This window comes from Tissierellales bacterium (assembly GCA_025210965.1).
Taxonomy (GTDB): domain Bacteria; phylum Bacillota; class Clostridia; order Tissierellales; family JAOAQY01; genus JAOAQY01.
On sequence record JAOAQY010000046.1, the window covers coordinates 21063 to 33224 of the forward strand.

12 protein-coding genes are annotated in these 12162 nt (G+C 30.8%); 4 read left to right on the forward strand and 8 right to left on the reverse strand.

All coding sequences use genetic code 11. The annotated features are described in order from the left end of the window. Positions 1 to 29: 29 nt before the first annotated feature. Both N4A40_03350 and N4A40_03355 read right to left on the reverse strand, forming a co-directional pair. Complete coding sequence (locus N4A40_03350) at positions 30 to 632, reverse strand: hypothetical protein (protein MCT4660872.1); 603 nt, start codon at positions 630 to 632, stop codon at positions 30 to 32. A gap of 95 nt (positions 633 to 727) precedes the next feature. After that, complete coding sequence (locus tag N4A40_03355; GenBank protein MCT4660873.1) at positions 728 to 1924, reverse strand: GGDEF domain-containing protein; 1197 nt, start codon at positions 1922 to 1924, stop codon at positions 728 to 730. Positions 1925 to 2093: 169 nt separating this feature from the next. On the opposite strand from N4A40_03355, the gene N4A40_03360 reads away from it, so the two are divergent. From N4A40_03360 to N4A40_03370, 3 genes are all read left to right on the forward strand, one after another. Further along, complete coding sequence (locus N4A40_03360) at positions 2094 to 3197, forward strand: GGDEF domain-containing protein (GenBank protein MCT4660874.1); 1104 nt, start codon at positions 2094 to 2096, stop codon at positions 3195 to 3197. Between the two features lie 98 nt (positions 3198 to 3295). Further along, complete coding sequence (locus N4A40_03365; protein MCT4660875.1) at positions 3296 to 3832, forward strand: CDP-alcohol phosphatidyltransferase family protein; 537 nt, start codon at positions 3296 to 3298, stop codon at positions 3830 to 3832. An 85-nt stretch (positions 3833 to 3917) separates the two neighbouring features. Continuing rightward, positions 3918 to 4712, forward strand: coding sequence for an EFR1 family ferrodoxin (locus tag N4A40_03370; protein MCT4660876.1), 795 nt, complete (start codon positions 3918 to 3920; stop codon positions 4710 to 4712). A gap of 130 nt (positions 4713 to 4842) precedes the next feature. Here the strand turns inward: N4A40_03370 and N4A40_03375 are convergent, their stop codons facing one another. Together N4A40_03375 and N4A40_03380 are read right to left on the reverse strand one after the other, a co-directional pair. Continuing rightward, positions 4843 to 5385: a flavodoxin domain-containing protein gene (locus N4A40_03375; protein ID MCT4660877.1), complete on the reverse strand. Its 543-nt coding sequence runs from the start codon at positions 5383 to 5385 to the stop codon at positions 4843 to 4845. A 181-nt stretch (positions 5386 to 5566) separates the two neighbouring features. Continuing rightward, positions 5567 to 6883: a pyridoxal phosphate-dependent aminotransferase gene (locus N4A40_03380; GenBank protein ID MCT4660878.1), complete on the reverse strand. Its 1317-nt coding sequence runs from the start codon at positions 6881 to 6883 to the stop codon at positions 5567 to 5569. Positions 6884 to 7117: 234 nt separating this feature from the next. Between N4A40_03380 and N4A40_03385 the strand changes: the two genes are divergently transcribed. Then, the gene (locus N4A40_03385; protein ID MCT4660879.1) at positions 7118 to 8113 is read left to right on the forward strand and encodes a sensor domain-containing diguanylate cyclase; all 996 of its coding nucleotides are present in this window, start codon (positions 7118 to 7120) and stop codon (positions 8111 to 8113) included. Positions 8114 to 8180: 67 nt separating this feature from the next. On the opposite strand, the gene N4A40_03390 is transcribed toward N4A40_03385, so the two are convergent. From N4A40_03390 to N4A40_03405, 4 genes are all read right to left on the reverse strand, one after another. Next, a complete protein-coding gene (locus tag N4A40_03390) occupies positions 8181 to 8978 on the reverse strand; it encodes a mechanosensitive ion channel (GenBank protein ID MCT4660880.1) in 798 nt (265 codons plus the stop codon). Between the two features lie 141 nt (positions 8979 to 9119). Next, positions 9120 to 10505 (reverse strand): hypothetical protein, encoded by a 1386-nt coding sequence (locus N4A40_03395; GenBank protein MCT4660881.1) that lies wholly within the window; start codon positions 10503 to 10505, stop codon positions 9120 to 9122. 24 nt (positions 10506 to 10529) lie between these two features. Next, positions 10530 to 11048 (reverse strand): GDYXXLXY domain-containing protein, encoded by a 519-nt coding sequence (locus N4A40_03400; protein ID MCT4660882.1) that lies wholly within the window; start codon positions 11046 to 11048, stop codon positions 10530 to 10532. Next, positions 11049 to 12161: a DUF2157 domain-containing protein gene (locus N4A40_03405; GenBank protein ID MCT4660883.1), complete on the reverse strand. Its 1113-nt coding sequence runs from the start codon at positions 12159 to 12161 to the stop codon at positions 11049 to 11051. Position 12162: the final 1 nt, after the last annotated feature.

Consider the following 12162-nt stretch of genomic DNA (forward strand, 5'->3'; position numbering starts at 1 on the left):
TGATTTTCATCAATTAGCTCTAATTATACCTATATCAATGTCTTGTTATTTTTATTAATTGTATCATAGCTTCCATTTCTTACTTCATTAATGATTCTTGAAACTTCATCTGCTCTAGCTAAATCGTAAAATGCAAGTGGTATTTGACCATAAGCCTTTCCCTTAGCCAAAGACTCCATTCCAGTATTTGCATACATAGAAATCAAAAATCCTACGTTTCCAAATATAACATCTCCACTACCATCACTTTTTATATCTTTGTTTATACAAGTTAATGAATTTATGTATTCTGCCTCTATTTTTGTCCTAACTGAAACTTTTGCTACTATAACCCTCTTATTTGTGACATAATAGTATGTTCTTTTCTGCACATATGCCTTATAAAAAAATCTTCCAATAATAGCATATAAACCAATTAGCACAAAAAGTGCTCCAACAATCGGCATAACAATCGGCGCACCCATAGCCAGTACTGATATTTCCCAAAACATTGCAAATCCACCCCAAAGTAAGCTAAACGGAATCATTTTGAGATCGTTTTTACAAAAAATTTTGTGCTCTGGTTGCCCTGACCAAAGTATATTCTCTTCACCAATCAATTCTTCTCTTATCAAACTATTAATGTCATCCATAATACACTCTCCTAGTATTCACATGATTTAAATTTACCACTCCTATTAACACATTATAACATAAACATCTTTTTTGTCAAAATTTTCTATCTAACTTAATTGTTTACAACACAATTTCTGCCATTAGATTTTGCCCTATACATCCTCATATCAACAAGTTTAATTAACTTATACATATCTCCAATTCCATTATATTCTGCTACTCCAATGCTAATTGTTATTTTTATGAAATCATTCCCATTCTCAACTTCCATAGATTCAACTACTTTGCGAAGCTTTTCCGCTACCATAGATGCACTTATTATATCTGTTTCTGGCAGAATAACTATAAATTCTTCTCCACCCCATCGTCCAACAAAATCGCTACCTCTAATATTTCTTTTTATACTTGCAGAAAGTTCCTTAAGTACTTTATCTCCTGCATCATGACCAAAATTATCGTTTACACTTTTAAAATAGTCTATATCAATCATCAATATAGAAAACACTGTCTCATAGCGCAAATATCTTTCAATATTTGAATTTATACTCTCTTCTATTTTTCTTCTATTGCAGATATCTGTAAGTTCATCGGTATATGCTTTGATTTTAAGCTTTTCTAATAAATCTTCCCTATCTCTGTAAACAGTTCTCAAATCATAAATCAAACGTTTTTGTATAATTGTCAAAAGTGCAAACGTCTGAAACAATACCAAACTCAAAAGTCCTAAAACCCAGAAAGCATCTCTATTTCCTGCAAAATAATACGAACTAATCTTCGAAGAATAAATTGCATCAAACGCCCTAAACAAGTACCATGATGAGGCTATTAAACCCACAGCAGTCATCATTCTAGTAGTGCTCTTTATTCTATTTTCAAATTTTTTTAAAGAAATAAAGGCTATTCTAGCATATGTCAGCGATGCAAATATCGAAAAAACAATTATTCTAGCATTCACATTTATTCTAATTATAGAAAAATAACTATAAAATAATATAAAAATAATTATAGGCAAAATATAATTTCTATATTTTATAGTTAGTCCAACGAAGAGCTGCATTCCGAATAAAATACTCAATATGGCACAATACATCGATAAATTTGGTAATACTATACCAACAAAAGGCGGCAATTTGTTTACAAAACCGGCTTCAGTCATACCAACTACAAACAACAAATATGATATCAAGAACCATTTCATTCCACTATAATGCTTTTTAAACATAAAATAGTTTCCCAATACCATAATCGCACAAATATAGCTAATAACTATCAGCGTAGTAATTATAGTATTTATCTCCAAAACCTCCAACTATGAACCTCCTTTTAATCCCATTTTGAATTAGGGATCTTAAATATTAAATAATATATGACTCAACCTACTATATATATACACTTATTTGCATCTTTTTATCAAAAACCAATTATTTTTTATTCATTTTGAAAATATTGTGGTATATTATTAATAAGGAGTGAATTTAATGAAATTGATAAAAAAATTTCTCAATGCTGGAGTAAATAACTCCATGAGTTTGAGCGAAATTTCTAGATTAAATATAATAAACGGATCTATTATACTAGCTAGTTTAAATATAATGCTTTACAATATATCGTATCTATTTTTTGCACCAGAAATTGCCCTAGAGATTTCTGGTATATCTACGCTATGTGCTCTTTTCATAATATCATCATGGTTTCTCGTAAAAATCGGACAACAAACCTTAGCGACCCACATACTAATGCTTTCTAGTATGTACTCTGTCTTTAGGCTTGCATATTACTATTTTGGACCTGAATTTGGTTTTCAAAAATATTTTATGACTTTCGCGTTAATTACATTTATTTATTTTCCAAGAAGTAAATGGATTATAAGTCTTTTTTATGCAATCTCTAATTTTGTGGTATATCTTTATTTAGAACATTCCAACTATCCTTATTTATTTACTCCCGAATACAAATCCTATAGCCATCAGATAGCATCATCTTTTAATGCGATAAACCTATTAATCGGTTTTTCAACATTAATTTTAGTAATGTATATTTTCGAATACATCATAAGCAAGGATGAGGCCGCTTTAGTTAAAGCTTTAGAATCTGCAAACCACAATGCTTCTCATGATCACCTTACTGGTGCTATAAATCGTCGTTCTCTGTCGGATCATTTAAATAAATTATTTGCTAATCCAAATCATCATCATAATCCACACGCAATAATAATGTGGGATATTGATGATTTCAAGAAAATAAACGATACCTACGGTCATTCGGTTGGTGATGATGTTCTCATTGGAATTTGCAATCTTTTTAACAAAACTCTTAAGCAGCAAGGCTTACTTGCACGTTGGGGTGGTGAAGAATTTGTAATATATTTAGAAAATTGTCCACGAGACCAAGCAAATAAAATAGCAGAGCATCTCAGAGTATCCGTTGAACGCCTGGATATAATTTCGGACCACACCATTACAATAAGTATTGGTGTAACACTAAAAAGAAGTGATGACTCTTTTGCTAGTCTTTTCAAACGAGTTGATGAATTGATGTATAAAGCAAAAGCAAACGGTAAAAATCAAGTAATCAGTGGATAAATCAATCCAAAGTTTACTTGATTTTTTTATGTTTTATGTGTCTTTAGAGCTTAATTCTTTGGGTATTTTTATAACAAATACAAAACTTGGAGGTTGTTATGAAATACATTCCTAATATACTTACCACTTTACGACTAGTTCTTGTACCTATTTTTATTTCTGTATATTTTTCAAGTTCTGCAAACAATCATTTGCTAGCTCTATTTATTTATATTATTGCAAGTTTTACTGATTTTTTAGATGGATTTATTGCTAGAAAATATTCTGTAGTTAGTAAACTTGGCTCTGTACTTGATCCTCTAGCTGATAAACTAATGCTACTAGCTGTACTCTTCGCGTTTTATTTAGATAACAAAATTCCTCTATTCATACTGGTCTTGATGTTAGTAAAAGAATCTATATTGGTTTTATCTGCTACTATAATGTATTTGAAAAAAGAGCCTTTAGTAATTCCTTCAAATATCTTTGGAAAGACTGCAACTATTGTATTTACGCTATCAATAATATTAGTATTTATTTTGCCAGAATACAAAATAGGCTATATTTTTATGTTTATTGCAATACTACTCAAATTTACTGCCTTTTTTAGTTATTTTAAAATTACATTATCACATATTTTGAAACATAATAATTAATTTTAGCTATCCTCTAAACTTGTCAAAAACAATTATTAGAAATATAATGTCTTCATGAGCACTAATCTAATTTAGGAGGCACAATATGAACGATTTAAAATTGATGTATTTTAGTCCAACATCAACAACAAAAAACGTAGTACAAAATATAGCTTTAGGCTTCAACGCAGATTATATTGAATATGATTTGACTCCCCCTAGCAATCGTTTGAAAGAATTTACTTTCAACAAAAATGATATTTTAATTATTGGAGTTCCTGTATATTCTGGTAGAATTCCTACTATAATCGAACCACTGCTAAGGACTTTAGATGGAAAAGGCTCTTTAGCTATTATCGTTGCAGTTTATGGAAATAGAGATTATGATGACTGTCTGTTAGAACTCTATGATTTAATGACTAGCTGTGACTTCAAAGTCATCTCCGCAGCTAGTTTTGTAGGTGAACATTCTTACACATCTGATTTGGCTACAAATCGACCTGATCAAAAAGATTTATCAATCGCCAAATCTTTTGGTGTCAAAATCAAGAATTATGCTGATTGCTTAGACGTTAATTCTAAAATATCATTGAATATAAAAGGAAATCGCCCCTATCGAGAACTTAGTTCTGATTCTCCCATTGCACCCGTAATAAATTCAAGCTGTACAAATTGTCTAATATGTTTAAAACACTGCCCAAGTGGTGCTATTTCTTTTAATGAAAAAATAGCTATAGATGAAAACAAATGCATCAAATGTCATAGTTGCGTAAAAAGATGTCCTAGTAATTCTATAGATTTTGATGGTATTCTAGACAAGTCTAGAATTTGGTTAGTAGATTCATTTGGTGAAAATCGCTGTGAACCTGAAATAATTATGGACAACATAATATCTAAATAGCATGCTCCCCCTCAAAACCTATGCAAACGGTTTTGAGGGGGAGCCTTGGTAATTAGATATCCTATCTGATAATTTTATATCTTATTTTAATCCTCCAAAGATACATCATATTTTACTTTATGAATAGAACTTATCTATCTATTTTATTATTAAGTGATCTAACATAGTTTATCAAATCTTCAGCATTATCTTTTGATGTAAAATCTACAGGTACATCAAATGCCTTTAACATACCTATTTCATCTTCAGTCGGATTATCTTTTTTCTCTAATTGTTTTTTCATAAGTTTCATAACTAATTTATGTTTGAATTTTAATTTATCAAAATCAAATCCACCTCGCAAATAGAAAAATTTTATATTTTTTTGATTAGCTTTTTCAAAATTCTTATCTATAACTTCATCGCAAACTTCTTTTCTATATGGAGACGCTCCGCTTGCAAATACTACTACCTTTTTGTCTTTTAGCTTATCAATATTCTTCTTTATAAGAGATATTCCGTTTATCCCTACTGCGTAAAGGCCACCACCGAAAATAATAACATCGTACTTCAAAATCTCAGATATATTTGTACTACTGGCTTCTGCTACATCACATTTTAATTCACTCGATATAATGTCTGCATATTTTTTTACAAAACCGCTATTTGACTTATATATCACGATTGTTTTCATCAGAAAACCTCCTATTTGATTTTTTAACTTATCTCAATCACATTTGCAATTATATATATATCATAAATCACTTCTATTTTAATATCAAATATATCATCCCAAATAAAAAAATAAGTGAACTCAAGCAAGTACAAAATACTCTACTCAAGTTCACTTATTGATCAAAATATTTATTTAAAATCTATCTCTGAGCTTCAAATTGTTTTAACAACTCTACGAATAATTCTGGAACCTTCGCTAGGTTTTCTGGAGATTCAACAAATGATATACGGAACTGAGTAGAACCTGGGTTGTGCTCTCCTTCTGATACATTGTAGAAACCTTTCATAGGTGCTACCAATAATGTTGTTTCAACGCCATCAATGCTCACTTTTCCTTCTCCTGCACAATAAAGCACAAAATCGATTGCATCAAATCCTGGTTTTACAACATTTCTTACATCTATTACTGTGTATATAGAAGCATCTGGACTTGATACTATAAGGCCTGGCTCACGCTCTTTAAGTCCATTATAGACCATCATAATTTGCTCTCTATAGTACTCTTTTAATCCCTTGCACCAATCTGCAATTTGTTCTTTACTTTCATGTGCTAATGCACCAAATATATGCTGACCTATAACATTAGCGCAAAGATTTGCTGTATACTCTGCTATAGAACGATTGCTAAATTCTGGGCTATCTGTTATAACTGCACCAATTCTAAGTCCACAAGCATTCCACACTTTAGATGCAGTTTCGATACTAATTCTCCTACCTTCAATTCCTGGTACATCATTATCAGATAATCCCCAAACACTTACTAATTTTTCATCATCTTGATAGTAAAGTTCTCTATATGCTTCGTCACTAACCATCCACATATTATACTTAACGCAAAGTTTTGCAAGATCTTTAAGTGCATCATATCCAAATAATTGTCCTGTTGGATTATCATAAGGTATAACTAATAGCGCACCTGGATTATGTTCTTTAATTGCTTCTTCTATTTTATCAAGTTCTGGTAGTGTAAACTTTCCATTATCAGCAAGTGAACGCTTTACTGTTACTGTTTTTCTACCAATTCTCTCAGCAAATGAAATATAATTTGTGTATGCTGGGTCAATCATCATAAGTGGCTTTTCACCTGTACCTGCTGGTCCACAAAGACCAACTAGTAAAAGTTCCATACCTGCCGAACCGCCATCAGTAACCTGTACATGTAGTTTACTAGTATCAAATCCTTGACATGCTAATATGTTTTTGAATGCATCTCTACACTCCTGTGTACCTGCTGTTGTAGAATATCTAATAACACCATTTGCAAATGGACTTTCTGATGAATTTAATTCAAACATCCTCTTTTGCATAGCAGGATTTGTTGGAAGTGAAACATTACCAATACCTACATTTATTACTGCCTCTGGTTTTACTGCACGTTCTTCATACTTCATCTGTGCCAAACGCACATCTGATGGTTTTCTTGACTCGAAATGAGCCGATAAAACTGGTTTACTCATAATAAACCTCCCTCTTTTAGTCAATATTTATAGATTGAGCACATCGCTTCTGTATTTAGGTATACGTTTTCCCGAGTACTTCTTTTTCATTCTAACATATTTAAAGAGATAATTCATTCATTAATTTGCATTTTTATTTGTTATTAATTTAACATATACATTAACACTTTCTAGTTAAATTTAATACATATAGATACTCTCTTTGGGTATTTTTGTTGTGAGAGGAGGTTTTTTATGAGTGAAAATGTTGAATCAAAAAAAGAATTAGAACTTTTAAAATCAAAAATTAGAGAACTTGAAGCTTTAGTAAATATTTTAGAACAAAGTCAAAAAGAAAGTGAATTGCTGGATTTCCCGTGGATTGGCAATCTCGGTAGATGGAATTGGCTTATTCAAAGCAACGAAGTTCACTTCAATCCTGCAAAAGCAACTAATTTAGGCTATTCACTAGATGAATTACCTGAAAAAGTTGGTTTTGAATTTTTTACACAAAAACTTCACCCTGATGATTATGATGATGTTATGCAAAATATGAGAAATCACTTAGAAGGACGAAGCAACGCATATGAAGTAGAATATAGAATCAAAAGAAAAGATGGTAGTTATGCATGGTATTATGATCGTGGTAAAGTGAGTAAGTACACAGATAAAAACACTCCCTTAATAATTTCTGGAATAGTTTTCGACGTAAGTAAAAATAAAGAACTAGAATTAGAGCTAAAAATTGCAAATGAAAAACTTAAACAAATAGCTTTTTTAGATGAATTAACTCATTTAGCTAATCGACGTCTATTGTTAGAAAAATTGGAATCAGAATATAATCGTGCTAATAGATATTCTGAAACTTTTTCAATAGTAATGGTTGATATCGATCATTTTAAAAGAATAAATGATACTTATGGACATAATACTGGAGATCTTGTTCTTCAAAATCTAGCTAATATACTTAGTTCTAGAGCTCGCGATACAGACGTCGTTTCAAGATGGGGTGGTGAAGAATTCATAATTTTATTGCCTCATACCAATATTAGAGATGCAAAAACAGTTGCAGAATCAATAAGACAAGCTGTATCACACGCTTCCCTTGGCATAAATGAACGTGTAACTATAAGCCTTGGTGTTTCTGAATACAGAAAAAGCATAAGTCCAAATAAACTTATAGAAGAAGCTGATTGCCTTTTGTATGAAGCAAAATGCAATGGAAGAAATTGTACTTGTTGCTCTAAATAATTAATTTAATCAAAAAAGAGTTACTACGAAAATCAATCGTTATAACTCTTTTTATATTTACCATCTGTTATTTCTTCATGTCAACTGTAACATGTGGATATGGTATATCAATATTAGCGCTGTCTAATTTCTCTTTTATCTCTTCATTTAAATCAAAGTAGACATCCCAGTAATGTTCAGTCTTCGCCCAAACCCTAACAGTAAAGTTTATAGAACTATCTGCCATCTCTCCCATTCTAACAAAAGTTCCCTTATCCAAAAGAATCTTTTCATTATTGTCAATTACGTCTTGAATAACTTTTTTGACTTGATTTATATCCGAGTCATACCCAACTCCGATCTTTAAATCTACTCTTCTCTCAGAATACGCACTATAATTTACTATACTTCCTCCTGTTATAGAACTATTTGGAATCAATATCTGCTTATTATCGGGGGTCTTCAATGTAGACATAAACATTCCTATTTCAACAACTGCACCTTCATGACCTGAGGTAACAACGTAATCTCCAACCTTAAATGGTTTAAATGATACTAGCATAACCCCACTTGCAAAATTCGAAAGATTTCCTTGAAGTGCAAATCCTATAGCCAATGTCGCCGCACCAAACATAGCAACAAAAGAACTTGTGTCTATTCCAAATATTCTAAGTATAGCTATTATAAGTATAAACATAAGCACAAAGTTAACAACCGATACAGCAAATCCTCTCAGCATTGGATCTAATTTGCTCTTTTCAAGCATTTTTCTAAAAGTATTCATCACAAGTTGAATAATAAGTTTACCCACTACAAATACTACTAAGGCTTGAACTAGTATGACTATCAGCCCGACTATACCAACCCCTGCAAAAACTCCACTCACTACAATCACCTCATATAATTTTTTAAGCCTTATACTTATTACAATTTTGATTTAATAGTAATCCTCTAAAGCCCTTTGATTATTATACCCACTTTATAGCTTAAGGTAAAGAAAAAAATTATTTTATATTAATCCTAATTTTTAGGAACCTATTATTACGATCGTATAGTCTACTATTTTTGAAGCTTTTTTTGCCAAATTTACTATTACAGCCGGTTGCCCATAATCATTATTTTCTAATTCGTAGCTTACGACGTGAAGGCCTTCACTAGCAACTGCTGCCATACAACTAGCAGTATCTATTGGATCTGTAAATGAAATACAACTAGTTGCAGTAGATGAAGTGCTATCTATAATTTGAGCGGCTCTTCCTGTAATATATCCTTTTTTGACCAATATATCTGTTGAAACATCCACTCCTTTATTTACAAGTTTCACTCCAAGAGGAGCACATGCAGCAGATGATACTCCTCCTGTTGGACCTGCTGCTGCCAATCCTTTCGCACACATTCCTACAGAGCCCGCCCAATCAACTATTTCCATTCCAGCTACCACTTTCTCTGCTAATGCACTATCTACCATTATATTTCTTATATCATCTCTAGCAATTATCTTATCTTTTTCTGTCAATATATTTGCTCTTGACGTTCCATTAACTATCTCTTGATACTTTTGTACTTTTTCTTTTCTATTCTCATCTAAAGCATTATATGCCTCATTTTTGCTGATATCTTGATGTATCATTTCATATTTTGAAAATCTTTCTGCAATTACATATGGTCTCTGAGCATCTCCATATGCAAATAAAAATGATTTAGCGCTTCTATAATTAATATATGGGTTTGTGCTATATACAAAATATCCTTCTTTATTCGTCTTTGGTCCAATCACACTCATTCGTTTTAATGGATCTTCTACTCCTATTTGAACATTCTGTACTGCCAATCCATTTTGAGTTAATCTTCCTACAAATATTGTCTCAAAATATCTTAAATCAGTAGATATTATTTTTATATCATATCCACTACTTTTTTCAGTACTTGGTGCCTTCCCTTGCTCTATTTCACTCTTTGCTTCAGTACTTGTTGTTATCTTAATTTTAACTCCTGCACCATCTCCTCCAGTGTAATGATAGTACGTAATTTTATTTGAGCCGTACTTTATGATTCCTGTAATATCTTGCCATGAATTTCTACCAGTACTCTCAACTACCTGCTTATTTAATATATAATCTTGTATTAGAGCTGCTTTGTTCGAATCTAATCCAGTCATTTTCCACAAATATTTCCCATTTAATTTTAAATATCCATTCCATCCAGCATATTTATTGATTTGAGTTTGACCCTTTCCATAAATTCCGACTTCAACCTTAACTGCATTATTAGGTATATCAACAACCCAAGACTTAGGAGCTTCAGAATAATGAACATTTCCCAAATCAATTATACTAGTTTCTGCAAAACTTAAACTTGGGATTCCCAACAACGTCAAAAATATAATTACTAAAACTATCTTCAATCTCTTCATCATTTCAACCTCCTTTGAAATAAACTATATAAGCTCTATACATTCTACTACTCCACGGCCATTTTTTACCTTTAAAATCACTTTCATTTCCTTCTTATCTATAAATTGTTCCAAAAATTTCGTTTTTCCTCTTTTCATATAGTATTTACTAATATTATAATTAGCTTTTATACCTGTTTTCGAACTAGGCTCGTAATTTCTATAAAGTACGCATTTAAGATATATACCTCCTTTAGGCCTTTCTTTCGTAATATAATCTAAATCATATATATCTCCATTCTTTTTTAATACAGCATATCTATTAATTTTTCGATTAATTTTTTTCGTATCCTCATCTATAATATCAGCTATATCTATTTCCTCTATTTCATATGGCAATTCAACATAACTCCCACTGAAACCTTTTTGTTTTATGTCTAAAGACGCTTTCAATACAATTTCATGGCCAAACCAAGTTGTAGAATACGCGTTAATAATAAGTACACTTAAAATTGTAAGTGGAAGAATAATTCCAAAATATCTCTTATCTATATTTTTAAACATCTAGCTTTCACCTCTTCTTTTAGATACTCTTTCTAAATAAATACCAAATATCAATAATACAACACCACCTATTATAAAAAATATCGATTTAGGTAAAAAATCATAGAATCGATCAGTATAATATCTAAAAATAAGAAATAACACAAACACTAAACTCAGATTATGACCTTTCTTGATAAGCCACAAAAAATAAATCCCTATCAAAATTCCAACAAATATTGATATTATAGTTCCATCATTTATATATTCTAAATCTCTCCAAATGCTTTCATATGTCAGCATAATCCCTGTAATTCCAGTTATTACAATTCCAATTGCAGAACTAATTCTATTAGAAATATCTGACATAATGGGTTTATATGTAAGCATTAGTCCATAAACAAATAGTAGCGCTACACCATATAAATCCTTTAATCCAAACCATTCAATGCCATAAATCAATATAAATACTATATATAAATCAATTAAAACTACTGATATTTTGGATTTAAACTTTTGTTCATTCATTTTCATGAACAAAAACAATATAATCAATATAGCCATAAGATTTAATACAAAATGTCCAAACTTCCATGAATTAGCCCATTCTATGCTTTCAATAACATATACTATACCTATAAATTGAGAAAATAAATGTATTAACAAATCATCAAATATATACACCATTGGAATAATACCTATTGTCCATAGCAAAAAATAACTATATCGTTCACCACCAAAATTGAAAGTTTGATCTACTAAAAATAATCCACTACCATATATTAGTATAGACAAATAAATTAAAGCTTTACTCGCTATACGATACCTTTCTCTAATTCTATTTCCTATAATATAGAAAGTAAGCATAGAAGAAATTATTATGACTAAGCGTTCTATCTCTCTTATATATATCCAGTTACTAGCTATGTATAGAAACATCCCCAATCCTACTAGAATCGCTCCTATGGACGTTATTACCTTTATAAAGCTTATCACCTTAACCTCAAAATAATCACTCATATCATTAGCTTGATCATTAGCTTGATCTTTAGTTATAATTTCTTTCTTCACAAAATAATCCATATGTTTCTTGAATATTTTTCTATAGTAAAAACTCACAATTAATTTACCCATC

Bases quoted from the DNA above. Each gene is read 5' to 3' on its own strand.
- N4A40_03350 (MCT4660872.1), bottom strand. From the start codon at position 632: ATGGATGACATTAATAGTTTGATAAGAGAAGAATTGATTGGTGAAGAG.
- N4A40_03360 (MCT4660874.1), top strand. From the start codon at position 2,094: ATGAAATTGATAAAAAAATTTCTCAATGCTGGAGTAAATAACTCCATG.
- N4A40_03365 (MCT4660875.1), top strand. From the start codon at position 3,296: ATGAAATACATTCCTAATATACTTACCACTTTACGACTAGTTCTTGTA.
- N4A40_03370 (MCT4660876.1), top strand. From the start codon at position 3,918: ATGAACGATTTAAAATTGATGTATTTTAGTCCAACATCAACAACAAAA.
- N4A40_03375 (MCT4660877.1), bottom strand. From the start codon at position 5,385: ATGAAAACAATCGTGATATATAAGTCAAATAGCGGTTTTGTAAAAAAA.
- N4A40_03380 (MCT4660878.1), bottom strand. From the start codon at position 6,883: ATGAGTAAACCAGTTTTATCGGCTCATTTCGAGTCAAGAAAACCATCA.
- N4A40_03385 (MCT4660879.1), top strand. From the start codon at position 7,118: ATGAGTGAAAATGTTGAATCAAAAAAAGAATTAGAACTTTTAAAATCA.
- N4A40_03395 (MCT4660881.1), bottom strand. From the start codon at position 10,505: ATGAAGAGATTGAAGATAGTTTTAGTAATTATATTTTTGACGTTGTTG.
- N4A40_03400 (MCT4660882.1), bottom strand. From the start codon at position 11,048: ATGTTTAAAAATATAGATAAGAGATATTTTGGAATTATTCTTCCACTT.
- N4A40_03405 (MCT4660883.1), bottom strand. From the start codon at position 12,161: ATGGGTAAATTAATTGTGAGTTTTTACTATAGAAAAATATTCAAGAAA.